General features: G+C 68.2%; 22 protein-coding genes. 14 read left to right on the top strand and 8 right to left on the bottom strand.

Features of this window, described 5'->3' with window-relative positions:
• On the top strand, window positions 1–1,449 hold the full coding sequence (gene gatB, locus ACXJKM_RS20580; protein WP_457321246.1) for an Asp-tRNA(Asn)/Glu-tRNA(Gln) amidotransferase subunit GatB: 1,449 nt from the start codon (window positions 1–3) through the stop codon (window positions 1,447–1,449).
• 24 nt (window positions 1,450–1,473) lie between these two features.
• On the opposite strand, the gene ACXJKM_RS20575 is transcribed toward gatB, so the two are convergent.
• The 3 genes from ACXJKM_RS20575 to ACXJKM_RS20565 form a co-directional block, all read right to left on the bottom strand.
• The gene (locus ACXJKM_RS20575) at window positions 1,474–2,166 is read right to left on the bottom strand and encodes a hypothetical protein (RefSeq protein ID WP_056191490.1); all 693 of its coding nucleotides are present in this window, start codon (window positions 2,164–2,166) and stop codon (window positions 1,474–1,476) included.
• Window positions 2,166–2,834 (bottom strand): orotate phosphoribosyltransferase, encoded by a 669-nt coding sequence (gene pyrE, locus ACXJKM_RS20570; protein WP_457354828.1) that lies wholly within the window; start codon window positions 2,832–2,834, stop codon window positions 2,166–2,168. The genes ACXJKM_RS20575 and pyrE overlap by 1 nt, the downstream gene beginning before the upstream one ends.
• 164 nt (window positions 2,835–2,998) lie before the next feature.
• Complete coding sequence (locus ACXJKM_RS20565) at window positions 2,999–5,317, bottom strand: TonB-dependent receptor (RefSeq protein WP_457354826.1); 2,319 nt, start codon at window positions 5,315–5,317, stop codon at window positions 2,999–3,001.
• Window positions 5,318–5,497: 180 nt separating this feature from the next.
• Here ACXJKM_RS20565 and ACXJKM_RS20560 point away from each other — a divergent pair, with 180 nt between their 5' ends.
• From ACXJKM_RS20560 to ACXJKM_RS20525, 8 genes are all read left to right on the top strand, one after another.
• On the top strand, window positions 5,498–6,280 hold the full coding sequence (locus ACXJKM_RS20560) for an exodeoxyribonuclease III (protein WP_056191496.1): 783 nt from the start codon (window positions 5,498–5,500) through the stop codon (window positions 6,278–6,280).
• A gap of 215 nt (window positions 6,281–6,495) precedes the next feature.
• Window positions 6,496–6,894, top strand: coding sequence for a hypothetical protein (locus ACXJKM_RS20555; RefSeq protein ID WP_056191498.1), 399 nt, complete (start codon window positions 6,496–6,498; stop codon window positions 6,892–6,894).
• A 35-nt stretch (window positions 6,895–6,929) separates the two neighbouring features.
• A complete protein-coding gene (locus ACXJKM_RS20550; RefSeq protein ID WP_457354824.1) occupies window positions 6,930–7,760 on the top strand; it encodes a hypothetical protein in 831 nt (276 codons plus the stop codon).
• Window positions 7,761–7,958: 198 nt separating this feature from the next.
• Window positions 7,959–8,468 carry a hypothetical protein gene (locus ACXJKM_RS20545; RefSeq protein ID WP_056191502.1) on the top strand — a complete coding sequence of 170 codons (510 nt, stop codon included), beginning with the start codon at window positions 7,959–7,961 and terminating at the stop codon, window positions 8,466–8,468.
• A gap of 146 nt (window positions 8,469–8,614) precedes the next feature.
• Window positions 8,615–10,255, top strand: a complete 1,641-nt coding sequence (locus ACXJKM_RS20540; protein ID WP_457354822.1) for a peptide MFS transporter — start codon at window positions 8,615–8,617, stop codon at window positions 10,253–10,255.
• Between the two features lie 284 nt (window positions 10,256–10,539).
• Window positions 10,540–11,769, top strand: a complete 1,230-nt coding sequence (locus ACXJKM_RS20535; RefSeq protein ID WP_457354820.1) for an efflux RND transporter periplasmic adaptor subunit — start codon at window positions 10,540–10,542, stop codon at window positions 11,767–11,769.
• 18 nt (window positions 11,770–11,787) lie between these two features.
• Window positions 11,788–15,075: an efflux RND transporter permease subunit gene (locus ACXJKM_RS20530; RefSeq protein ID WP_457354818.1), complete on the top strand. Its 3,288-nt coding sequence runs from the start codon at window positions 11,788–11,790 to the stop codon at window positions 15,073–15,075.
• A gap of 1 nt (window position 15,076) precedes the next feature.
• Window positions 15,077–16,489: an efflux transporter outer membrane subunit gene (locus tag ACXJKM_RS20525; RefSeq protein WP_457354816.1), complete on the top strand. Its 1,413-nt coding sequence runs from the start codon at window positions 15,077–15,079 to the stop codon at window positions 16,487–16,489.
• Window positions 16,490–16,520: 31 nt separating this feature from the next.
• On the opposite strand, the gene ACXJKM_RS20520 is transcribed toward ACXJKM_RS20525, so the two are convergent.
• From ACXJKM_RS20520 to ACXJKM_RS20500, 5 genes are all read right to left on the bottom strand, one after another.
• The gene (locus ACXJKM_RS20520; RefSeq protein ID WP_457354814.1) at window positions 16,521–16,985 is read right to left on the bottom strand and encodes a DUF3592 domain-containing protein; all 465 of its coding nucleotides are present in this window, start codon (window positions 16,983–16,985) and stop codon (window positions 16,521–16,523) included.
• A 130-nt stretch (window positions 16,986–17,115) separates the two neighbouring features.
• Window positions 17,116–17,739 carry a PqiC family protein gene (locus ACXJKM_RS20515; RefSeq protein WP_457354812.1) on the bottom strand — a complete coding sequence of 208 codons (624 nt, stop codon included), beginning with the start codon at window positions 17,737–17,739 and terminating at the stop codon, window positions 17,116–17,118.
• A complete protein-coding gene (locus ACXJKM_RS20510) occupies window positions 17,736–18,776 on the bottom strand; it encodes an MlaD family protein (RefSeq protein WP_457354810.1) in 1,041 nt (346 codons plus the stop codon). The genes ACXJKM_RS20515 and ACXJKM_RS20510 overlap by 4 nt, the downstream gene beginning before the upstream one ends.
• Window positions 18,773–19,549 (bottom strand): ABC transporter ATP-binding protein, encoded by a 777-nt coding sequence (locus ACXJKM_RS20505; RefSeq protein ID WP_457354808.1) that lies wholly within the window; start codon window positions 19,547–19,549, stop codon window positions 18,773–18,775. Before ACXJKM_RS20505 ends, ACXJKM_RS20510 begins: the two co-directional genes overlap by 4 nt.
• On the bottom strand, window positions 19,549–20,685 hold the full coding sequence (locus ACXJKM_RS20500; protein ID WP_457354806.1) for an MlaE family ABC transporter permease: 1,137 nt from the start codon (window positions 20,683–20,685) through the stop codon (window positions 19,549–19,551). Before ACXJKM_RS20500 ends, ACXJKM_RS20505 begins: the two co-directional genes overlap by 1 nt.
• Window positions 20,686–20,870: 185 nt before the next feature.
• On the opposite strand from ACXJKM_RS20500, the gene ACXJKM_RS20495 reads away from it, so the two are divergent.
• The 5 genes from ACXJKM_RS20495 (at window position 20,871) to ACXJKM_RS20475 (ending at window position 24,766) form a co-directional block, all read left to right on the top strand.
• On the top strand, window positions 20,871–21,083 hold the full coding sequence (locus ACXJKM_RS20495) for a hypothetical protein (RefSeq protein WP_056191523.1): 213 nt from the start codon (window positions 20,871–20,873) through the stop codon (window positions 21,081–21,083).
• Window positions 21,080–21,334, top strand: coding sequence for a hypothetical protein (locus tag ACXJKM_RS20490; RefSeq protein ID WP_457354804.1), 255 nt, complete (start codon window positions 21,080–21,082; stop codon window positions 21,332–21,334). The genes ACXJKM_RS20495 and ACXJKM_RS20490 overlap by 4 nt, the downstream gene beginning before the upstream one ends.
• A gap of 75 nt (window positions 21,335–21,409) precedes the next feature.
• Complete coding sequence (locus ACXJKM_RS20485; protein WP_457354802.1) at window positions 21,410–22,477, top strand: sensor histidine kinase; 1,068 nt, start codon at window positions 21,410–21,412, stop codon at window positions 22,475–22,477.
• The gene (locus ACXJKM_RS20480; RefSeq protein ID WP_457354800.1) at window positions 22,465–23,157 is read left to right on the top strand and encodes a LytR/AlgR family response regulator transcription factor; all 693 of its coding nucleotides are present in this window, start codon (window positions 22,465–22,467) and stop codon (window positions 23,155–23,157) included. Before ACXJKM_RS20485 ends, ACXJKM_RS20480 begins: the two co-directional genes overlap by 13 nt.
• Before the next feature lie 112 nt (window positions 23,158–23,269).
• The gene (locus ACXJKM_RS20475) at window positions 23,270–24,766 is read left to right on the top strand and encodes a hypothetical protein (RefSeq protein ID WP_457354798.1); all 1,497 of its coding nucleotides are present in this window, start codon (window positions 23,270–23,272) and stop codon (window positions 24,764–24,766) included.
• Window positions 24,767–24,770: the final 4 nt, after the last annotated feature.

Raw genomic sequence — 24,770 nt, 5'->3', positions numbered from 1 at the left:
ATGCCAACTTCCAAGCTCATCCGCGGTTATGAGGTCGTCATCGGCCTCGAAAACCACGTCCAGCTCTCCACGCAGAGCAAGATCTTCAGCGGCAGCTCGACCGCCTTCGGCGCCGCGCCCAACACGCAAGCCTCGCCGGTGGACCTGGCCCTGCCCGGCACGCTGCCGGTGCTGAACCGTGCGGCCGTCGAGCGCGCCATCCGCTTCGGCCTGGCGGTCGGCGCCAAGGTGGCGCCGCTGTCCATCTTCGCGCGCAAGAACTACTTCTACCCGGACCTGCCCAAGGGCTACCAGATCAGCCAGTTCGAGATCCCGGTGGTGCAGGGTGGCTCGGTCGAATTCTTCGTCGGCGACGTCAAGCACAAGGTCAACCTGACCCGTGCCCACCTCGAAGAAGACGCGGGCAAGAGCCTGCATGAGGACTATCACGGCCAGTCCGGCATCGACCTGAACCGCGCCGGCACGCCGCTGCTGGAGATCGTCTCCGAGCCCGACATGCGCTCGGGTGCGGAGGCGGTCGAGTACGCCAAGACGCTGCATGCGCTGGTGATGTGGCTGGGCATCTGCGACGGCAACATGCAGGARGGSTCSTTCCGCTGCGACGYCAACGTSTCGGTGCGCAAACCCGGCGAGCCCTACGGCACGCGCCGCGAGATCAAAAACCTCAACAGCTTCCGCTTCCTCGTCGACGCGGTGAACTACGAGGTCAACTGGCAGATCGATGAGCTGGAGGACGGCCGCCGAATCAGCCAAGCGACCATCCTCTACAACCCCGACACGGGTGAGACCCGCGCGATGCGCAGCAAGGAAGACTCGGCGGACTACCGCTACTTCCCCGACCCCGACCTGCCGCCGCTGGTCATTGCGCCGGAATGGGTGGAGCGCGTGAAGGGTGAGATGCCCGAGCTGCCGCGCGTGATGGCGGCGCGCTTCGAGAGCGTCGATGGCTTGCCCGCCTATGACGCGACGATGATGACGCAGAGCCTGGCGACGGCGCGCTACTACGAGGCCGCGAAGGCCGCGGGTGCGGTTCCGAAGCTGGTTGCAAACTGGGTTATGGGCGAGGTGTCGCGCCGGCTGAATTCGGAAGACCGCGAGATTGATGCCGCGCCAGTCGGCCCGGAGTTGCTGGCCAAGTTGATCGTGCGCATTACCGACGGCACGATCTCCAACAACTCTGCCAAGCAAGTTTTCGAAGCCTTGTGGAGCGGCGAGGGCAAGGATGTCGATGCAGTCATCGACGCCAAGGACCTCAGGACGTCGAATGACACCGGCGCCATCGAGGCCATCCTCGACGAGGTGCTGGCCGCCAACCAGAAGTCGGTCGACGAGTTTCGGGCCGGCAAGGACAAGGCTTTCAACGCGCTGGTCGGCCAGGCGATGAAGGCGACCAAGGGCAAGGCCAACCCCGCCCTGGTCAATGAACTGCTGAAGAAGAAGCTCGGTTAGCCCAGGGTTTGCCCGAAGCTGAACTCAGCGCTTGGGCGTCGGCGGCGGTGCCGTCGGCGGCAGCTCGCCAAGCGGTGGCAGCGAGCCCGGCGTGGCGCCGGCCCAGAGTTTCTTCAGCCGGGCGAGCTCGGCGTCGAAGGTCTTGTTGATGCGCACGAGTTCGGCCTTCTGGTTCTCGATGAGAACCTGCTGGGCCTCGATGCTCGCGTCATTGGCGTCCAGCATCTGCTTGAGCTTGGCCGGCAGTGGGCGGCCCTTGTAGAACTCGGCCTCGTCGAGCAGGGGCTTGCGCTCGATGTTCAGGTCCTTGATGCGGCGCTCGGACATGCGCATGGCCTTGTTGGAGTCGTCCAGCGCGGCGTTGCGGGCGCGCTGGTGGGCGGCCTCGGTGGGATAGCGCAGCATCAGCGTGCGGTCGCGGCGGATGGCGTCCAACTGGGCAATGCGTTCCGCCGCGGCGCGGCGGTCCGCGGCCTCCTTGGCGGTGCGCTCCTCGGGGCTGAGGAAGGGCGGCAGCGTCGCGCGCTGCGAGCCGTCGGGGTTGAGCACGCGCTGTTCGCGCGTCGTGCACTCGGGGATGGGGCGGTCGCCGGTCAGCTTGCGGCCATCGGCCGTCGTGCAGGTGTAGATGCCCTTGGCGGGCGTGACGTCTTGCGCCAGCGCGGTGCTGGCGACGAACAGGCCGGCAAGAACGGGCAGGGCGGGCAGGACGCGCATCAGACCCCGTAACGCTCTCGGTAGGCCAGCACGGCCGGGCGGTGGGCGGCCAGCTCCGGCGCGCCTTCAAGAAAGGCCAGCAGGTCGGCAAGACCCGCCACGGCGACGACCGGCAGGCCGTAGCGCTGCTGAACCTGTTGCACGGCAGACTGCGGGCTGTCGACGCCGCCTTCGGCCGCCTTCTCCTGGCGGTCCAGCGCAATGCTCACACCACAGGGCGCGGCACCGGCGGCCTCGATCATCTGGATGGATTCGCGCACCGAGGTGCCGGCGGAGATGACGTCGTCGATGATCAGCACGCGGCCCTGGACCGGCGCGCCGACGAGGGTGCCACCCTCGCCATGGTCCTTGGCTTCCTTGCGGTTGTAGGCGAACGGCACGTTGTGGCCGCGGCGCGCCAGCTCCATGGATACAGCGGCGGCCAGCGTGATGCCTTTGTAGGCCGGGCCGAAGATCATGTCGAACTGCAGGCCCGAGGCCATCAGCCGCTCGGCGTAGAAGCCAGCCAGTCGCCCCAGCTTGGCACCGTCATCGAACAGGCCGGCGTTGAAGAAATAGGGGCTGAGCCGGCCGGCCTTGGTCTTGAACTCGCCAAAGCGCAGCACGCCGGCCTCGACGGCGAAGGCGACAAAAGACTGGGCGAGAGAGTCGGTGGGCGCGGCGGACATGTGACAAAGATTCTAGGGGTCAAAAAAACAGGCCCGACCCCTAGAAGGGGCCGGGCCGTCGATGGTTTTCACCAAGTCGCGGGCGGGGCCCGCATGACGTCTTACGCTGAATCAGTTGAGGACCGAGCTGTCCAGGATTACCTGGCCAGGTCCGTCCCACAAGGTCAGAAACTGGCCTTGAACTGAACGCCGTAGCTGCGGGGCTCGTTGACGATGCCGGTCAGGTTGTCGAAGTCGATGGCGGCGACGACCTGGCGGTGGTTGGTGATGTTGCGCGAGTAGGCCGCCACTTCATACTTGCCGTTGTTCCAGCCGTAGCCCACGCGCAGGCCGCCTTCCAGCGCCGACTTGGCCTTGTACTCGACGGCCTCGTACAGGAACATGTTGTACTTGTCCTTGTAGGCCCAATCGGTCAGCACGCTCAGCTCGCCGTTGCCCAGCTCGACGCTGTACTTGAGCGTCCAGTTCCAGGTGACCTTGGGTGCGCGCGGCAGCGGGTTGCCGTTGATGCTGACCGTGCCAGCCAGCGGGCCGGCCGGGTCGAGCACCGTGCAGCCGGTGTTGGCTTCCAGGAACTGGAAGTTGGCATTGCCGCAGGGTTGCACGAAGAGATTGGCGTCCTTGATCTTCGTGTCGTTGTACGAGAAGCCCAGCGTCGTGCGCCAGTCGCGCGCGATGATGGCCTGGGCGTCCAGCTCGAAGCCCTGGCCCTCGGCCTTGGCGGCGTTGACGAGGCGGTTCTGATTGGTCGAGCCCGAGCCGGCCGTCAGCTGCATGTCCTTGACGCGGTACTTGAACACCGTGCCGCTGACGCGGGCGGTGTTGTCGAGCAGGTCGGCCTTGAAGCCGGCCTCGACGGACAGCACCTTCTCGGAGTTCGCCACCGAGATCGAGTCGCCAAAGAGCACGCGGCCCTGGATGGACGGCGCGCGGTAGCCGGTGGCGACGCGCGCGAACACGCTGGTGGACTTGTCGAGGTTGTAGTTGGCGCCGAAGTCCCAGCTCCAGTTCGTGGACTTGGGGTGGGTGTAGAACGGGCCGATGATGTCGACGTTGTTGGCCTTGCCCGGCGTCCAGGTGCGCACGGCGTCGAAGTCCTTCTTGTCGTCGGTGTAGCGCAGGCCGGCGGTGAGCTTGAAGTCCGGCGTGACGGCGTACTTCACATTGCCGAAGGCCGCCCAGGACTTGGCTTCCTGGTGCTGCACGGCATAGCCGTTCTGCGGGTCCCCCGCGGCGAAGCTGTCGAAGTTGAAGCTGTCGACCTGCAGCTTCTCGTTGAAGTAGTACAGGCCGGCGATCCACTGGAACGGCGCGCTGGTGTTGGACTGCAGGCGGAATTCCTGGGTGGTCTGGCGCAGGTAGGGGATGCCGTCGGCCGTCTGCGCGTCAAACGGGATGACGGACGGGTAGGGCGTGTTCGAGCCGGAGGGGTAGTACTTCGGGCCGTCCGGGATGCCGCAGAAGCGGCAGCCGAAGCCACCATCCACGTCGCCGCGGCTGTAGAACTTGGCGCGGTCGTGGGCGGTGATGGAGTACAGCGACACGCCGTCGAAATCCCAGCGCAGGCGAGCGCTGATCTCGCTGGACTTCAGCGTCTGCGAGTTGTAGCCGTCGCTGGGGTAGGAGCTGTCGTCGTAGCCATCGACGAGGTCATTGGTGCCGCGCTTCATGATGTTGGCGCGGAAAGTCGTGGCCGTGCCCTTGAAGTCGCGGGCCTGGACCTTGAAAAGACCCTCGAAGTTGCCGCTCTTGTAGAGGGCCTGCAGGCGCAGCGCCTTGTCGTTGTAGCCTTCAAGGTCGGACGTCGCGCTGGTCACCGGGTTGTGGACGCGGTCACTCTGGCGCTGGGCCAGGCCCGCCACGCGCAGCTGCAGGTCTTCGTTCACCGGCACGTTGACGGCCGTCTCGAGGTTGACGGCGCTCCAGCGGCCGAAGCCGATGTTGGCGTAGCCTTCCAGGCGCTTGGTGGGCCTGGCCGAATCAAACTTCATGACGCCGGCCGGCGAGTTGCGGCCGAACAGCGTGCCCTGCGGGCCGCGCAGCAGTTCCACCTGGGCCATGTCAAAGACCGGGAAGCCCTTGAGCGCGATGCTTTCCTGCACGACATCGTCGTACACCAGGCCGACCGGCTGGGAGGCGTTCATGTCGAAGTCGGTGTTGCCTAGGCCGCGCACGTAAAAGCGCGGGAAGGTGCGGCCGTAGTCGGACTCGATGTTCAGGCTCGGCACCTTGCCAGATAAGGCGCGGACGTCCTGGCCGCTGGCGTTGTAGGTGTCCAGATCCTCGGACTTGATCGCCGAGATCGACAGCGGCACTTCCTTCAGGTTCTCGGCCCGGCGGCTGCCGGTGACGATGACGGCTTCGAGCTGGCTGACGTCTTTCTTGGCTTCGGCTGTCGGCGTGGCTTGCGCCAGGGCCGCCATCGGGAAGGCCGTGCTCAGCGCCAGCGCGAGCAGGGTCGGTGAAAGGCTGTATTTGGGCATGAGAAATCCTCGGGTTGACGGGTTCGCGGGCAAGTGGGTAAAGAAATGGGCGCTCGCGGCGCCTCTGATTCCTACTGGATCGTAAAGATCACATGACGGTTCCGTGATGAAAGCGTGCCGCTGTGTTGTGCATTTGCTGCACTGCGATACTTCTCCAGGTCAAACCCTCTCCCTAATCCGATGCGCTTCATCACCGCCAACCTCAACGGCGTGCGTTCCGCCGCCAGCAAGGGCTTCTTCGACTGGCTCGACAAGCAGCAGGCCGATGCCGTCGGCGTGCAGGAGCTCAAGGCGCAGGCGGATGTCGTGGAAGCCAAGTTCCGCAGCTGCGACCTGCTCAACGGCCATTTCCATTACGCCGAGAAAAAGGGCTACTCAGGCGTGGGCCTGTACACCAAGGAAGAGCCCAGCGACCTGATCACGGGCTTGGCGATGCCCGAGTTCGACTGCGAGGGCCGCTGGGTGGAGAAGCGTTTCGACAAGCCCGGCCGCAAGCTCAGCCTCATCAGCGTCTACTTTCCCAGCGGCACCAGTGGCGAGGAGCGCCAGGCGGTCAAGTACCGCTTCCTGGCGGCGCTCTACCCTCATCTGCAGGCGTTGAAGGCCGAGCGCGAGTTCATCCTCGTCGCCGACGTCAACATCGCGCACAAGGAGATCGACCTGAAGAACTGGCGCGGCAACCAGAAGAACAGCGGCTTCCTGCCCGAGGAGCGCGCCTGGTTGACCACGCTTTTCGACGACGGGGGTGTCGTCGACGTTTTCCGTACGTTGAACGACAAGGCCGAGCAATACACCTGGTGGAGCGCCCGCGGTGCGGCGCGCGCCAACAACGTCGGGTGGCGGCTGGACTACCACCTCGCCACACCCGGCATCGCGGCGCTGGCCCGGCGGGAGGCCATCTACACCGGTCAGATGTTCAGCGACCACGCACCGCTGACGGTGGACTACGACTTCAATCTCTGAGGCTGCGAAGGCTCAGGCGAATGCGAGCGGCGAGGCACGGCAGCTACACGGCGTAACCGGCCGCTACGGACTGGGGGAGCCTCCTACATGAGATGACGCTCGGCGCCGACGCCGGGCGCAAGGGTGCAGGCCTAGAGTGGACCTCAGCCGGTGGAAATGCCCGGCCCAGCCACCCGGCTCCAGGCCGGTTCCCGCTTTCAAAAGGAGTTCCCCCCATGTCCGCCCTCAAGACCGCCACCAGTGCACTGACCGCCGCCGTTCTCGTGACCAGCATCGGCCTGGCTTTCGCCCAGACCGAAGATCAAAAGCAGCCTACCGACCCGATGGCCGCTGCCACGGCTTCGCCCACCAGCGAACAGACCCCTGCCGACCCGAATGCGGCGCCGGCTGATCCGAATGCAGCGGCGCCTGCGGACAGCACCGCCGCCACGGCCGCCATGGCCGAGCAGCAGCCGCCCGCCGACGACCCGGCCAAGGTGACGCCGCCGGTCGACAGCACCGCCGCGACGCCGACCACCACGACGACTGACACGACGACCACGACCACGACGACCACGCCGAGCCCGTCGTACGACCAGCCGGCTGCGCCCGCCCCCCGCGCCGACCGTCACTGATCGTCGTCGGCTGAGCGCTGCCTCCGTCACAAACCATGCGTTTCGGAGAACGCGCTGATCTCGCCGCCGCAGCCCGGCGGCGTGACATCCTCATCGGCCTCGGCCAGGGTGGCGTCATCGCTGCCCTGGCACTGGCCGTTTTCTTCACCTTCTTTAGCGGCAGCTTCAAGCGCAAGCCCGCCGTGGCGTCCGCCCATCGCCCGGTGGCTGTCGCCAAGGCGCCCGCCCCAACCCAGCCGCCCGCGGTCATCGACCGCCAGCTTGACTTCGGCAAGGTCCGTGCGCCGCTGGACGTGACCCGCGTGGCCGCCTGGGCCGTGCGCGAGGCCGACAACGGCAGCAGCGCCTTCGCCATCATCGACAAGCGCCGCGCCCAGGTCTACGTCTTCACCGCTGGTGGCCGCCTGCTTGGCACCAGTCCGGTGCTGCTCGGCTATGCCTCCGGCGACCTCACGGTGGCTGGCATCGGCAGCAAGAGCATCGAGCAGATCAAGCCGCAGGAGCGCACGACGCCGGCCGGCCGCTTCGTGTCGGCCCCTGGCCGCAACGCCGACGGCAAGGAGGTCGTCTGGGTGGACTACGACGCCGCCGTGTCCATGCACCGCGTGATCAACTCCAACCCCAAGGAGCGCCGCCTGGAGCGCCTGGCCACCAAGACGGCGGCCGACAACCGCATCAGCTGGGGCTGCATCAACGTTCCCGTCGATTTCTTCGAGCGCACCGTCCTGCCCAACCTGGGCCAGAGCCGTGCCGTTGTCTACGTGCTGCCGGAAAAGAAATCCCTGATGGCCTTCTTCCCAGGCGCTGCACCGCCCCAGGTGCTGGCCCAGGCCGGGTCAAGACGAGGTAACAACGCCAAACCGTGAAGTCCTTGTCTGTTGGTTACAAGACTGCTTTCCTAGACTGCCCGCCAAGGCAGGCGCGATGGTTGCGCCGCCCGGGACAAGGGGCGTCGAGTGGGCAGCAGTTGGGCAGATCGGGCCAGGGCCGTCATGTGTGGCATCGCCACAGTGTGGAGCCTTTTTGCGACGGCTTCGGCTGGTGCGCAGGTCATCTCAAGGCCGGTGGCCAGTGACGCCCGGGACGGCCGCCCTTTTGCGATCGTCGACAAGCGCCAGGCGACGCTGTCGATCTATGCCGCGGACGGCAGCCTTGTCGGCCGCGCCCCCGTGTTGCTGGGCCTGACGCCCGGTGACCAGGAGCCGCAGAGCTCGCGCGGCAAGCAGCCGGCGGCGCTCAAGGTCAACGAACGCGTGACACCGGCCGGCCGCTTCGAAGCCCAGCCGGGCGTCAACCTGAACGGCGAGCGCATTGTCTGGTTCGACTACGAAGCCAACCTTGCCATCCACCGGCTGCGTCCCGCGCCGGCCAGCCAGCGCCGCCCCGAGCGCCTGGCCTCGGCCAAGCTGGAAGACCGTCGCATCACGCTGGGCTGCGTCGTCGTCGAACCGGCCTTCTTCGACGAGGTCGTGCTGCCCACACTGGGCGCTGGCAAGAGCCTGGTCTACATCCTGCCGGAGCGTGAGCCCGTTCTCGCCGCCGCCGCGGGCGCACCGCACGCCGCTGCGCCCTGAGTTCCTCGGCATACCGCGGGCTTGAACCGACCCAGGGCAATCCCTGGGCCGCCCGTCCGCGGAAAACGCCCTGCTGGCGGGACAATTCCAGGCTTCCGCACGGGCTACCCGCCCGCCTCCTCGCGGTTTCACCTGGAACGACTGACGTGACTACCACCACCCCCGTGGCCAACCCGGCCACGGCCGGCCGAGCGGCGCCTACCCCGGCGACCATCCTCGGCCAGCCCAATCAGCTCTTCGTGCTGTTCTTTACCGAGATGTGGGAGCGCTTCTCCTACTACGGCATGCGCGGCCTGCTGGTGCTCTTCCTCGTGACCGAGGTCGCCAAGGGCGGCTGGGGATGGAGCCGTGCCGAGGCAACGTCGCTGTATGGCTGGTACACGGGCATGGCCTATCTGCTGCCGGTGCTGGGCGGCTACCTGGCGGACCGCTACCTCGGCACGCGCCGCGCCGTCTTGTTCGGCGGCTTCGTCATCGCGGCCGGCCACATCTCGATGTTCCTGAACACGGTGCCGAGCTTCTACATCGGCCTCGGCCTCGTCGTGCTGGGCACGGGCCTGTTCAAGCCCAATGTGTCGGCCATCGTCGGCCAGCTCTACGGCCCCAAGGAAGACAACGCCCGTGACGGCGGTTACACACTGTTCTACATGGGCGTGAACGCCGGTGCCTTCTTCGGCATCCTGCTGTGCGGCTACATCGGCGAAAAGGTGTCCTGGCACCTGGGCTTCGGCCTCGCGGGCCTGTTCATGATCCTGGGTGCGCTGCAGTTCTATTTCAGCCAGCACATCTTTGGCGAGGTCGGCGCGCCGCCGCCCAAGAGCGACACCTCGTTCCTGCGGCAATGCGTGAACTTGGTGGTCTTCATCCTGCGCGGATTCCTGCCGTCGGTGATGTGGCAGCGTTGGAAAGCCGTCTTCAGGTTCTTCTTTCGCGCCACTGAAGAGGAAGATCGCCTGAAGGCCATCTTCGTCTTCTCCTTCTTCACCATCTTCTTCTGGTTTGCCTTCGAGCAGGCTGGCGGCTCGATGACCATTTTTGCGGCCGACTACACCGACCGCACGCTGATCGGCACCAGCGGCTTCGTCTTCAAGGTCGTCAATTCGCTGATGACCGTGCTGCCCGCGCTGATCCTGACCTGGCTGTTGTGGAAGCTCAACCGCAGCACCGGCAGCCGCTATCTGCTGGCCAACGGCATGCTGGGGCTGGCCTTTGCCGTCATCTGGGGCCTGGTGATCTGGATGCTGGCGCGCGAGTTCGCGCTGGAGCAGTCCGAAGTGCCGGCCAGCTGGTTCGGCGTGCTGAACAGCTTCTTCCTCGTCATCCTGGCGCCGATGTTCTCCAAGATGTGGGAGAAGCACTGGAACCCGCCTGGCCCGGTCAAGTTCGGCGTCGGCCTGGTGCTGCTGGGCCTGGGTTTCGCCGCGCTGTCCTATGGCTCGTCCGGCATCGCCCAAGGCGCCAAGACGGCCCAGGTCAGCATGATCTATCTGAGCCTGGCCTATCTGCTGCACACCATGGGCGAGCTCTGCCTGTCGCCGGTCGGCCTGTCCTATATCTCCAAGCTGGCGCCGCCGCGCCTGCTGGGCCTGATGTTCGGTGTCTGGTTCCTGAACACGGCCATTGCCAACAAGCTGGCCGGCTCCACCGGCGCCTACATCGACGAGATCTCGACCAAGTACTCGATGTCGGCCTTCTTCCTGATCTTCACGGCCATCCCCATCGGCGCCGGTCTCGTACTGATGTTGTTGACCCCGTGGATGAAGAAGAAGATGCACGGCGTCCACTAATAAATCATCTGCGCGGGGTCATGAAACCCGTGCGTTACTGCCAGAGCCGCCCGGCCCCGTGCCCGGCGGCTTTTTTGACGGCTGTTTGCACGCGAACCGCTGACACGCACGGTTATGGGGCCTGCCTACGGCTGGCCGCCTCGGAGCCAGCGCGCAAACAACCGGCTGTTCACAGTTCCGACCTGTTGACAAGTAATGTCAGCAGCCTGAATGGGCTTTAGGTTTTGGGGTAACGGTGCCGCGGTGATGTGCTTACAGTCGCCCGCTTGCATTCGGAGCCCCCCATGTCCAAGAAGAATCTGGCGCTGACCCTGTCTCCCGTCCTCATCGCCCTGCTCGCCGCCTGTGGTCAGAAGCAGGAGGGCGGCGGCGGCCCGGGGGCTCATGGCGGCCCGCCGCCCGTGTCGGTGGCCCCCGCTACCCAGCGCGAGGTGCAGGAGTTCGACGAGTTCACCGCCCGCCTGGAAGCGCCGGATACCGTCGACGTGCGCTCCCGAGTCGCTGGCACCGTCGACGCGGTGCGCTTCAAGGAAGGCCAGCTCGTCAAGAAGGGCGACCCGCTGTTCACCATCGACGCCCGCGCCTTCAAGGCCGACGTGGCGCGGGTGGAGGCGCAGATCGCTGCAGCCCGGACCCAGGCCGAGCTCGCCAAGACCGATCTGGCCCGCTCCGAGAAGCTGATCAGCATCAACGCCGTCAGCCAGCAGGAGATCGACCAGCTGCGCTCGGCGTTGCGCTCGGCCGAGGCCAACCAGAAGGCGGCCGAGGCGGCCCTGGTGCAGTCCAAGCTCAATGTCGAGTACGCCAGCGTGACGGCGCCGGTCAGCGGCCGCACCTCGCGCGCCAATGTGACGCCGGGCAACCTCGTCGGCGTGGGCGACCCGGTGCTGACAACCGTCGTCTCCAGCGACAAGGTCTATGCCTATTTCGACGCCAGCGAGGCAACCTACCTGAAGTACATGCGCGCCGCCCGCGACGGCAGCCGCAGCTCGTCGCGCGACGTCGCCAACCCGGTGCAGATGGGCCTGTCCAACGAGCAGGGCTATCCGCACGCCGGCAAGATGGACTTCGTCGACAACCGCCTCAACCCGGCCACCGCCTCCATCCGCGGCCGCGCGGTGTTCGACAACAAGCAGGGCCTGTTCACGCCGGGCCTGTTCGCCCGCATCAAGCTGGTCGGCAGCGGCAACTACAACGCCGTCGTCGTGCCCGACCGCGCGATCACGACCGACCAGACGCGCAAGATCGTCCTCATCGTCGGCCCCAACAACATCGTGCAACCCCGCCCCGTCACGCCGGGCGCGCTGATCGACGGCATGCGCGTCGTCGATGGCGTCAAGGCCGGCGAGATGGTCATCGTCGACGGCCTGCTGCGTGCCTTCCCCGGCGCGCCGGTCACGCCGCAGGTGCTGAAGGTCGACGACAAGGGCATGCCCATCCCCGCCGCGCCGCCGGGCGCACCGGGCGCTGCCCCGGCTCCCGCCTCCGCTCCGGCCTCCGCCGCCTCGAAGTAAACAAAGGCGGCCCCTGCCATGGACATCTCACGCTTCTTCATCGACCGGCCGCGTTTCGCGACCGTCCTGTCCCTCTTCATCTTCCTGATCGGCGCGCTGGCCATCCCGCTGCTGCCGATCTCCGAGTACCCCGAGGTCGCGCCGCCCCAGGTTGTTGTGCGTGCCCAGTACCCCGGCGCCAACCCGCGCGTCATCGCCGAGACGGTGGCCACGCCGCTCGAGGAGCAGATCAACGGCCTCGAGAACGTCCTCTACTTCGACAGCCAGGCCACCGGCGACGGCGGCATGACGCTGACTGTCACCTTCAAGATCGGCACCCACCCGGAAGCCGCCGAGACCGCGGTGCAGAACCGCATCAACCGCGCCCTGCCGCGCCTGCCCGACATCGTGCGCCAGATCGGCGTGACGACCGAGAAGGCCGCGTCCAACCTGACCATGGTGGTCCACCTGGTCAGCCCGGACAACTCGCGCGACGCCCTCTACCTGCGCAACTACGGCACGCTCAATGTGCGCGACGACCTGTTGCGCGTGCCCGGCATGGGCTCGGTGCTGAGCTTCGGCGCCGGCGACTACGCCATGCGCATCTGGCTGGACCCGCAAAAGCTCGCCGCCCGCAACATGACGGCCAGTGATGTCGTCGGCGCCATCCGCGAGCAGAACACGCAGGTGGCGGCCGGTGTGGTCGGCGCCTCGCCGTCGCCCAAGGGCACGGACTTCCAGCTCGCCATCAACGCGCAGGGCCGCCTCGTCAGCGAGGAAGAGTTCGGCGACGTCGTCGTGCGCAGCGAGCCCAAGACCGGTGCCCTGGTGCGCGTGAAGGACGTCGGCCGCGTCGAGATCAGCGCCAACACCTATGCGCTGCGCAGCCTGCTGAACAACAAGGAAGCCGCGGCCATCGCCATCTTCCAGGCGCCGGGCTCCAACGCGCTGGCCATCTCGGACAACGTGCGCAAGACCATGGAGAGGCTCAAGCCCAGCTTCCCCAAGGGCGTGGACTACGCCATCGTCTACGACCCGACGCGCTTCGTGCAGACCTCCATCGAAAAGGTCGTGCACACGCTGTTCGAGGCCGTCGGCCTGGTGGTGCTGGTCGTCATCATCTTCCTGCAGACCTGGCGCGCCTCCATCATCCCGCTGGTGGCCGTGCCGGTGTCCATCATCGGCACCTTCGCCGTGCTGCTGCTGTTGGGCTTTTCCATCAACACGCTGACACTCTTCGGCCTCGTGCTGGCCATCGGTATCGTCGTGGACGACGCCATCGTCGTGGTCGAGAACGTCGAGCGCAACATCCAGGATGGTCTGACGCCGCATGCGGCCACCGTCAAGGCCATGCAGGAGGTCTCGGGCCCCATCATCGCCATCGCCCTGGTGCTGTGCGCGGTGTTCATCCCGCTGACGCTCGTGCCGGGCCTGTCGGGCCAGTTCTACAAGCAGTTCGCCGTCACCATCGCCATCTCGACGGTGATCTCGGCCTTCAACTCGCTGACGTTGTCGCCGGCGCTGGCCGCCATCCTGCTGCGCCCGCATGACGCGCCCAAGGACGCGCTGATGCGCGGCATGGACAAGGTGTTCGGCCGCTTCTTCAACTGGTTCAACCGCTTCTTCCACCGCCGCTCGGAAGACTACGGCCGCGGCGTCACCGGCATCCTGAAGCGCAAGTCGCTCGCGCTGGTCGTCTATGCGCTGCTGCTCGGCGCCACGGCCCTGCTGCTGGCGCGCATCCCCAGCGGCTTCGTGCCCGCGCCGGACAAGCAGTACCTGATCGGCATCGCCCAGTTGCCGGCCGGCGCCAGCCTGGACCGCACCGAGGAAGTCATCCGCCGCATGAGCGAGATCGCGCTGAAAGTGCCCGGCATCAAGGACTCGGTGGCCTTTCCCGGCCTGTCCAGCGCCGGGTTCTCGGCCGCGCCCAACGAGGGCATCGTCTTCTTCGGCCTGGAGAGCTTTGACGAGCGCACCTCGCGCGAGAAGAGCAAGGAGGCCATCCTCGGCCAGGTCAACGGCGCCATCCAGCAGATCCAGGGCGCGCGCATGTTCGTCGTGCCGCCGCCGCCGGTCGACGGGCTGGGCATTGCCGGCGGCTTCAAGGTGCAGGTGCAGGACCGCAGCAGCCAGGGCGAACAGGCCCTGTATGGCGCCGTCTGGGGCACGCTGGGCCAGATCTACGGCAACCAGAACACCTCCATCGGCCAGCCGTATTCCAACTACGACATCAACGTGCCGCAGCTGTTCGCCAACGTCGACCGCGTCAAGGCCAAGCAGATGGGCGTGCCGCTCGCGTCCATCTACGACACGCTGCAGATCAACCTCGGCTCGCTGTACGTCAACGACTTCACCAAGTTCGGCAAGACCTACCAGGTCATCGTGCAGGCCGACGCGCCCTTCCGCGCCAAGGCCGAGGACGTCGTCCAGCTCAAGACCCGCAACGGTGTCGGCGACATGGTGCCTCTGGGTTCGCTGATGAGCGTCGAGCCGACCTTCGGCCCGACGCGCGTGACGCGCTACAACGGCTTCCCGTCGGCCGACGTCAACGGGGCGCCCAAGCCGGGCTTCTCCAGCGGCCAGGCCGAAGGCGAGATCGAGAGCCTGCTGAAGAACCTGCCGCGCGGCTTCGGCTATGAGTTCACCGAGCTCAGCTACCAGGACCGCCTGACCCGCAGCGTCAACGTGCCGGTGCTCAACGTGCAGATCCCGACGCTCGCCGCGGTGCTGCTGTTCTCGGTGCTGCTCGTCATCCTGGTGCTGGCTGCCCAGTACGAGAGCTGGAGCCTGCCGCTGGCCATCATCCTGATCGTGCCGATGTGCATCCTGTCGGCGCTGTTCGGCGTGTGGCTGTCGCACTTCCCGCCGTTCGGGCAGGCGGGGGACCTGAACATCTTCACGCAAGTGGCGCTCGTCGTGCTGGTCGGCCTGGCGTGCAAGAACGCCATCCTGATCGTCGAGTTCGCCAAGGAGCTGGAGGAGCAGGGCAAGACCATCCGCGAGGCCGTCATCGAGGCCTGCCGCCTGCGGCTGCGCCCCATCCTGATGACGTCCATCGCCTTTTGCGCCGGCGTCATCCCGCTGATCCTCGGCAGTGGCGCTGGCAGCGAGATGCGCCGTGCCATGGGCATTGCGGTGTTCGCCGGCATGCTGGGCGTGACGCTGTTCGGCATCTTCCTGACGCCGGTCTTCTACAGCCTGCTGCGCGCCAGCACCCAGAAGCGTCGCGCCCGCGCCGCCACGGTGCGTGCCCAGATCGACGCTTCCGCGCATGCCTTCCATCCCGGCATCGACGATGCTGCACCCAAGAAGGAGGGCCACTGAAATGCTCGCCCGCCTGACCCCTCTCGCCGCTGCTTCCGCCGCCGTCCTGCTGGCCGGATGCGCCGCGCCCGGCCTCTCCTCCGGACCGCAGAACCTGGCGCCCGCGAGCTTCGCTCAGTTGCCTGCCATCGAGGCCGGGGCCAATCCTGGCGCCGCGACCATGACCGCCGCCTTCGTCGACAGCGCCCAGCTGCAGCGCGTCGTCGACGAGGTGCTGGCCAACAACCGGGACCTGCGTGCCGCCGCCGCGCGGCTGAAGCAGGCCGAAGCCTTTGCGACGGCCGCCGGTGCCCAGCGCTTCCCGACCGTGGGCCTGGGTGCCAGCGCCAGCCGCCAGCGCGCGCCCAACGAGCAGGGCGTGTTCAACAACTTCACCAGTTACGGCGTCAATGCGACGGCGGGCTGGGAGGTGGACCTGTGGGGCCGCGCCGCATCCAACGCCCGGGCCGCCAGCTATGACGCCGAAGGCGCAGCGCTCGATCGTGACGCCGCCCAGCTCAGCCTGGCCGGTACGGCGCTGAACCTGCAGACCCAGCTCATCGGCCTCGGCCACCGCCTGAATCTGGCCAAGGAGACCCTGGTCGTGCAGAACCAGCTGCTCGATCTGGTGAAGGCCCGCGTCGGCGCCGGCCGCGGCACCGCGCTGGACCAGGCCCGCGCTGAAGCCTTGGTGGCGCAGACCTCGGCCAGCGTCCCGGCGCTGCGCAACGCGGCCTGCCTCACGCGGCTGCAGCTCGACGTGCTGCGCGGCCAGCCGCCAGCCGACTGCGACAAGGCCGACAGCGACCCCTTGCCCGCCATGCCCGAGCCCCGCCTCATCAGCTTGGGGCAGCTGCCTGACCCCGCAGGCCTGTTGGCCCAACGCCCGGACGTAAAGGCCGCCGCCGTGCGCGCCCAGGCTGCCGCATCACGCGCTCATGTCGCCTGGGCCGCGCGCTGGCCCAGCCTGGGCCTGACCGGCCAGATCGGCTGGAGCGCCGGCAGCGCCGGTGACCTGTTCAAGAGCGGTACGCAGATCCACAGCCTTGCCGCGGCGCTGAACTGGAATTTTCTCGACTTCGGCGCTCGCAAGGCCGAGGAGAGCGCGGCTCGCGCTGGCTACGAGGCTGCTGTCGCCGGTGCCGAGCAGGCCCAGCTGACGGCCCTGCAGGACGCCCAGGGCAGCCTGTCGACGCTGCGCGAGACGGAGCTTCAGGCCGCGGCCCAGGCCACCGCCGCCGACGCGACGCGGCGTGCCCGCGAGCTGGCCTTGAAGCGCTACGAGGCCGGTGTGACCGACTTCTACGCGCTGCTCAGCGTCGAGCAGGAGCGCCTGGCGGCGGCAGACGCGCTGATTCAGGTACAGACCCAGCGCGCCGCCGCCCTGTTGGGCGTGCACAAGGCGTTCGCGGCCCGCTTGACGGTGGCGCAGTGATCCGGGGCCGGCATCGCCGGCCCCACTTCCATCAAGCCGCGACTGCCGCCGGCCCGCCCGAGTTCTTGCGCCAGCGCCACCACAACAGGCCCAGGCCGGCGAGGAACATGACTGCGCCGATCCAGCGGGTTTCGCTGGTGTTGTCCTGCATGTCGGCCAAGCGCACGACGCTGGGTTCATTGGGCAGGTAGCGCACCTTGACCATGGGGTCGGCCTTGCCGTCCTTCATGGCCTGGCCCTGTTGTTGAGGCAGGCCGATCTCGGCGTTGACCAGGTTGCCGGCCTCCGTCTTGAAGACGATGTGGCCGCGGAAACCGCTCTCCGAGCCGCTGCGCTTCTTGCGCCACTCGATGCTTTCCACGGTGGCGGTGGTCTCGCGGCCATTGGCCTGCAGGCGCTTGATGTCGCGCGAGTCGTTTGCGCCGCTGAACATCACGTAGGGGCCGCCGATCAGCAATGCCAGCACCATGACCCAGGACCTGAGACTTTCCAACATCACACACTCCCTTGGCGCCCTCGGGCGGCCCGGGCGCGGTTCTTTTTTAAACGAGGCAGCCGCCCCTGCGGCCGCTATTGTTTCCGCGCCGGCCGCGCGATCGCCTCAGGGTCTCCCTGAAGTGACGGGTTCAGGAGGCCGCGACCATGCGTGCGGCCAGCTCCAGGATGCTGCGACGGTAAGCGTCGGCCAGTGCATCGGCGTTCGCCGCGCACGGGACGGTCAGCTCGGCGGCGCCGGCGGCAGGCAGGGCGGTATTGATCGGCGCGTGCAGCGGGGCCCAGCGCCAGCGCGCGCGCAGCGTCAGCTGCAGGCCACCGCCATCCTGGCGAGCCAGCCATTCATCGACCTGCACGACCAGGCGCAGCGACTCCGCGCCGTTGTCGGGCTGCGACTTGGTGCCCAACGTGACCGGGTAGGGCTGGCGCAGCCGCCCCAGGTCCTCGGCCAGCACGCGCGGCAGCGCGTCACGCAGCGGCTCGGCCCAGCGCGCCTCGGGCCAGGGCCTCAGGCCCGCGCTGCCCTCGGCAACCAGGATCTCGTCGCGGTCCAGCAGTTCGGGCAGCGCGATCTGCGGGCTCAGCACCCAGGCGCGGCCATCCTGGCCGGGTTTGGCACTGGCCGGCAGGGGCGGCGTGCTTGTCAGGCCATAGAGGCGGCGCGGCGGCGCGTCGCGCGTGGCGCATCCGGCCAGGGTGGCCGCGGCCAGCAGGCCCAGGACCAGGTCTCGGCGGTGCAGGGCGATCGGCTTCATCGTGCGGGCTCCGGTGCGGGCGTGGTGTCGGGCTTGCGGCCGCGCAGCAGCGCCTCGGGTTGCGCGTCCAGCGTGTTGGCGAGCTGGCGCAAGGCCCGCGCCGCTTGCGACAAGTCGCGCATCGTGCGCTCGGTCTGCTGCAGCAAGGGGCCATCGCTGCTCGCGGCCTCCTGCAGCGAGGCGCTGGCGCGGCTCAGCTCTGCGAGGGCCCGTTGCAGGTCCCGCATGACCGGGCCGTTCGGGTCGAGCACGGCACTGGCCTTGTCGGCGCCCACGCCCACCTTGTCAGCCGCGCCGGACACCTTGTCGCCAGCTCTATCCACACTGGCCATGGCGCGTTCGGCGCTGCGCGTCAGCGGCGCGGCGCGCTGCTCCAGTTGGGCGGCCAGCTTGCGCGCGTGGCCCGCGGTGGCCGCGAAGTCCTTCAGGCCCTGCTTCAGCTCGGGCGCTGCGATCAGCGAGCGAGCAGAATTTGCGATCTGGCTCAGGTCATCGAGGACCTTGCGCAGGTCCACGCTCTCGAGCTGGTTCTTCAGCGCCTGGAAGGCCGTCGCGACGGTCGGGATCTCCGTCATGTCGCCGCGAAAGCCCCCGCGCAGCGTGCCGCGCTGCTTGGTGCGGATGTCCAGGTCGATGTAGAGCTGGCCGGTCAGCAGGCTTTGCGTGCCGAGTTGGGCGCTCAGGCCGCGCTTGATGAGGGCAGGCAAGGCGTGGCCGATGTCGTCGCTGTCGTTGCGGCCGTTCAGGCCGCGCACGGCGTCGGCATCCAGCTGGGCAACGACGGGGATGGCGAAGCTGTCGGTTTCCCTGTCGTAGTGCACGCTGATGTCGGTCACGTCGCCAATGCGCACGCCACGGAACACCACCGGCGCGCCCTTCTGCAGCCCGAACACCGAGCCGGAGAAGAACATCACGACGCGTTGCGGCTGCTTGAACCAGTGCTGGCCCGGCAGCACGACGAGGGCCACGGCGAGCAGGGCCAGCGCACCGACGACGAAGGCGCCGATGGCCAGGGGGCTGGCGCGGCGGCGCTTCACGCGGCTTCCTTCTGCGGTTCGTACTGGCCACGGGTCAGGAACTCGCGCACCGGTTCGGGTCCTTGGTCTCGCAGCTCTGCCGGCGGCCCGAGCGCCGTGGCCGTGTGTGCTTCGACGTCGAGAAAGAGCACGCGGTCAGCCACGGCAAACAGGCTCTCCAGTTCGTGCGTGACGAGCACGATGGCCGAGCCGACATCGTTCTTCAGCTGCTTGATGAGGTCGTCCAGCCGCGCCGAGGTCAGCGGGTCCAGGCCGGCCGAGGGCTCGTCCAGGCACAGCAGCGGCGGGTCCAGCATCAGCGCGCGGGCGATGGCCGCGCGCTTTCGCATGCCACCCGACAGCGCGGCCGGTTCGGCGTCGAAGGTGGCGGGGTCGTTCAAACCTGCCAGGGCGAGCTTGAAGCGGGCCTGGCGCTCGCGCTCGGCCTCGTCCAGCTCGGTGTACAGCTCCAGCGGCAGCATCATGTTTTCGCCGACGGTCATGCTGCTCCACAGCGCGCCGGCCTGGAAGGCCACGCCGATCTCGCGCCGCGGCGGATCGTCGCCGTGCACATCGCGTTCCTTGCCGCCGGCCGTCCACAGCACGCGGCCGGTCTGCGGCGTCTGCAGCCCGATCATGTGGCGCAGCAGTGTGCTCTTGCCGCAGCCGCTGGCGCCGACGATGGCGAACACCTCACCCGCCTTGACCTCGAAGTTCAGGCCATGCTGCAACTCCTTGCCGCCGGCGTGCAGGCTGAGGTTCTCGACACGCATCAGGACCTCGCCCTTGTCCATCAGATGTCTAGCCTTTGGAAGATGACGGTCAGCGCCGAGGCCGCCACCACCATCCAGACGATGGCCTGCACGACCGCCGCCGTCGTCGCCTCGCCCACTGCCTGGGCGCTGCGACCGGCATTCAGCCCCTGGCGGCAGCCGGCCAGTGCCACCAGCACCGCATACACACTGCCCTTGAGCAGGCCGACGAAGAGGTCCCAGCCCTCCAGCGCCTCGCGCGTCGTCGCCAGGTAGGCCGCGGCCGGCACGTCGTAGAGCACGACGGCCACGCCGCAGCCCACGGCCAGGCCTGCGGCACCAGCGCACAGCGTCAGCAGTGGGCCGGTCACCAGCAGGGCCAGCATGCGCGGCAGCACCAGGTGCTCGATCGGGTCCACGCCCAGCGTCGTCAGCGCGTCGATCTCCTCGCCGGCGCGCATGCTGCCGATCTGGGCCGCGAAGGCCGCACCCACGCGGCCGGCCAGCACGATGCCGACGACGAGGGCCGCGATCTCGCGCACGACGCCGACGGTGACGAGATTGGCGATGTAGCTCTGCGCGCCGAAGCGCTTCAGCTGCTCGGCGCCCATGTAGGCCACGATCAGCCCCACCAGCGAACTGACCAGCAGCACGATGGGCAGGCTGCGCGGGCCGGTCTGCTCGATCTGCCACAGCCAGTCGCTCATGCGCATAGCGCTCTTGCCTCGCGCCAGCCGGCCGACGGCGCCCAGCATGTCGCCGACGAAGACCAGGGTCTTGCGCCATTCGGGCTCCGCCTGAGGCTCGTCATCGGCGGCTGGTTTCTTCTTCTGCGCGGCCTCGGTCTTGGGCAGGCTGAGCGACAGCAGCGGCTGCAGGCCGCGCGGCAGGCCAGCCAGGTCCAGTTGCACGCCGCCTCGCGCCAGCGGTGCCAGCAGCTGCCACAGCGCGCCGGCCAGTGGTGGCTGCCAGTGCGACAGCGCCGAGCTGTCAAAGCCCAGCCGCGTGCCCGCCGCCACCGGCAACTCGGCGGGCGGTTTGGGCAGTGCCACATCGGCGCCGTCGCCCGCCAGCACCAGGCGCCACTGCGGGCCTTCGCCTTCCCAATGCGCCTTGCCCTCGCCGGTGCTTGCGGTGTCGGCGGGCGGAGGCAGTGAGGCAGCAGGGGTGGAGGACATGACGACCCATGCTCTGCCGCGCCGTCTTGCCAGTGGCCCGGACGCCGACTGCGCGCTTTGTAGGACGGCGCGCCGCCGCGACCGCCCTGTCGGCCTGCGCCGACAGGGCGAAGGCGGCCTGGATGACCGCGACCGCTGCGCTCGTCGCCGAAAGTTGTTCAACTGATCTTCTTCCGGAGCCCGCGATGAAATCCACCTCCAAAAGCCCGACCCAGGGCGACGGTCTGCAGGGCGAAGGCAATTACGACGCCGCGCGCCGCCACCGCGAGTCCGCCGAGAAGTTCGTGAAAAGCGGCGGTGTGGAACCAGCCGCCCGCGAGGCCGCGCCGCGCAGCATCGACGAGGCCCGCGAGATGCGCGATGCCGAGCAGGCTGGCAAGAGCCACGCCAGGCGATGAGCAAGACCATCAACCCCGACGCCGCCCGGCCCGAGGGCAAGCCGTCGCTGCCGCACGAGCGTGACCAGCAGAACTCGGCGACCAACGCCAGGCCCGACCCTCAGGTGGATCGTGCGGCGCGCGATCTGAAGCAGGGTCAGGTTGACACTGACTTGCGCGCTACGCCGGGGCTGGATGCCGATCGCCGCGGCGGCATGGTGAAGGGTGGCGAGCACGGCGCGGCCGACAGCAAACCACGGCCCAACCGCTGACGGTCCTGGGACGAATGGCGCCCTGGCCGGGGCGAAGCGCCGAGGCGCAGCCCCTGCCCGGGCTAACCTCGCGGCATGACCATCCTGCCGCGCCGCTGGCGCCTGCCTTATGTCGCCGTGCTGGCCATCATCGGCCTGCTGCTGAGCATCTCCGCGCTGCAGACCTACCGCCTTTCGGGCGGCACCCACCCCTGGGAGCCGTTCCTGTGGGAGTTCAGCTCGGTCAGCGTCATCGGCCTGCTGGCCCTGGGTGTGCATGCCTTGCTGGGCCAACTGCGGGGCCGGTCCTGGCAGCGCCAGCTGGCGGCGCATGCGGCCGCGATGCCGCTGTTCAGCCTGCTGCACATCGCCGGCATGTTCGGCCTGCGTTTTGCGGTCTACGGCCTGGCCGGCGTGGGCTACCACCCCGACGATCTGGCCACGGTGCTTGTCTTTGAGGGTGGCAAGGACGCCGTCAGCTATCTCAGCTTCTGCCTGATCTCGCGCGGCGTCTGGATGGCCCAGGCGGCCGCCGCGCGAGCGCAGGAGCTGGATCGCGCCCGCCGCGAGCTGGCCGAGGTGCGCCTGGCCCGCCTGGCCGATCAGGTGCAGCCGCACTTCCTGTTCAATACGCTCAACCTCATCAGCTCGGTGATGTACGAGGACGTGCCGCGCGCCGACAAGCTGCTGTGCCAGCTCGCCGACCTGCTGCGCCAGACGCTGGCAGCCCAACAGCGCGCCGAGCACACGGTGGGCGAGGAGCTGGCGCTGGTGCAGCCCTTCCTCGCGCTGATGCAGGCCCGCTTCGGGCCGGAGCGGCTGGTCGTGCATATCGAGGCCGACGAGGCGGCGAGCGCCTGCCGGCTGCCTGCTCTGCTGTTGTTGGCGCCGGTGGAGAACGCCGTCAAGCATGACGTGGCGCGGCATCGTGGCCGGGTGACGGTCAGCGTCGTCGCGAAGCGCGTCGGCGAGCGGCTGCATCTGACCGTCAGCAACCATGGCGACACCCCGGCGCCCGATTCGCCGCCTGACCCTGATGGCGGCCTGGGGCTGCGCAATCTGCGTGAGCGGCTGGAAGCCCGCTATGCCGATGCTGCCAGCGTCAATTTCGGGCCCGACGGTGGCGGCATGAGCTTGAGTTTGGAGCTGCCATGCGCGCGCTGATCGTCGACGACGAGCCCGCCGCGCGCGCCAAGCTGCGCCGCCTGCTGGCGGCCGAGACGGACGTGGCCGAGCTGATGGAGGCGCCCGACGCGCCGTCGGCCCTGGCCCTCGTGCGTTCGCTCGCCACGCCGCCCGACCTGGCCCTGCTCGACATCGAGATGCCCGGCGGCAACGGCGTGCAACTGGCCGCCGCGCTGCGCGAGGCCGGTGTGCGCTGCATCATCTTCTCGACGGCGCACGCCGAGCACGCGCTGCAGGCCTTCGAGCTGGCGGCGCTGGACTATCTGCTCAAGCCCTACACGGCCGAGCGGCTGGCCGCGGCGCTGGCGCGCGTGCGCGAGTCGCTGGCGCGCCCCGCGGCGCCAGTGGGCGAGTGGTGGGTTGAAGGCGAGCGCATTGCGCTGGCCGAAGTGCAATGGATCTCGGCAGCCGACAACTACATCGAGCTGCACCTGCCCCCGCGCAGCCTGCTGGAGCGCGCCACGCTGGCCGATGCGCTGGGCCGCCCCGGCTGGGCCGCGCGCTTTGTACGCGTGCACCGCAGCCACGCGGTGAATCCGGTGCATGTGCGGCGCATCGAGCGCCTGTCCAGTGGCGAGGCCGTGCTGACGTTGAGTTGCGGCGGAACGCTGCGCGTGTCACGCGGCTACCGCGGGGTTCTGGACGCGATCGCCGGCTGACGGTCGATACGTGTGCTAACGAAGCAAGCCGCTGACCGGGTTAGCATCGTCGCCCAATCAAAAGGCCACAGGCCGGGGGGGCGCGATGGGCAGGCGTGTGCGGTGGGCGTTGATGGCCTCTTGCCTGGTGCTGGCCGCCTGTGGCGGTGGCGGTGGCGGGGGGTCGAGCACGCCCGGCGGCACGACCACGCCGGTGACCCCGTCCAACGACATCGGCGCCCACATGTCGATGTCCAGCGTGACCGTGGAGCGCGACCTTTACCGGCGCAACCAGGTCGAGAAGGTCGAGCTCGCGCTGCTGGTGGATCGTCCGCCCGCCGAGGGCTACTACTACCGCGTGACCTACACGAAAAAGGCCCTGAACTTCATTGGCGAATCACCGCGCACCGACTCGGGGCTGGACCTGCAGGTCGGGTTGTCGTCTCCTGGCGTGCTCGGTTTGGGCAGCTATGACGACACGATCACCGTCGAGGTCTGCATCGATTCGAAATGCGCCACGCCCGCGCGCGGCAGCCCTTTCGTCGTGCCGGTCAAACTCAAGGTGGGCTACTTCGCCGAGCCCGAGGCCGGCCAACCGCCGCAGGTGCTGGCTGACGCCGTCACGCTGCCGCATGACGTCGTTGCCGCTGCCTACAGCGCGAGCCTGGATGCCGTCGTGTCGGTGTCCAAGGCGCCGGCCGCCGCGCTGAACCTGCGCTCGCTCGCCGATGGGCAGACGCGCAGCGTCGCGCTGGCCTCGGTGCCGACCTCGGTGGCGCTGTCGCCCGACGGCCGGCGCGCGGCAGTGGGGCATGACGGCGCCGTTTCATTCGTCGACCTCGTGCCGGCCACGTCGGGCGCGGCGATGGCGGTCAGCCGGTTTGCGGTCAGCATGCCGGTCGGCGCCGTCGTGCTGGACGGCCAGGGCCGCATCTACGCCTTCGGCTCGGCGCCGACCTGGGCCTACCTGCATTGGGTGGACACGGCCAACGGCATCGACAAGACCGCCACGGCCAACATCTACAGCCCGGTGCGGCCGGTACTGCACGCCGCCGGTGACCGCATCTATTTCTCGACCCGGGACGTCTCGCCCAACGACATCTACAACGTCACGCTGGAAGCCACTGGCCCGCGTGATGCCGTCGATTCGCCCTATCACGGCGACTATGAAATCTGCGGCCAGGTGTGGGCCTCGGCAACCAGCTCACGGCTGTACACCGCCTGCGGCAAGGTCTTCACGGCGTCCAGCGATCCAAGCCTGGACATGCGCTATGCCGGCTCCTTCGCGATGTCGGCGTCAACGTCAACGGCCAGCTTCGGCTATGCGGCGCTGTCCATCAGCGACAGCCTCGTGAGCAACCAGCTCGTGGTGCTGGAGCAGGACAAGTTCAATTGCGATCCTCGCCTGGACATGCTCTACGCCTGCTTCACACGGGTCGGCACCTTCAACGCGACCGACATGGCGTTGCAGGCACGTGCCTCGCTGGCGCCTGTCACCGTGGGCGCGGACCGCTTCGCGCAGGTTGGCCGCTATGTTTTCCATCGTGTCAACGGCAAGGCGGTGCTGCTGACCGAGCTGCGCGGCGCGCCCGACGCGGCGGCCAGCATCCGGCTCAGCAGCCTGCCCTGAGAGG

The organism is Roseateles sp. P5_D6, from assembly GCF_054049415.1.
Note: the sequence above shows the minus strand (reverse complement) of the source record. Positions and strands in the feature narration are given on the sequence as shown.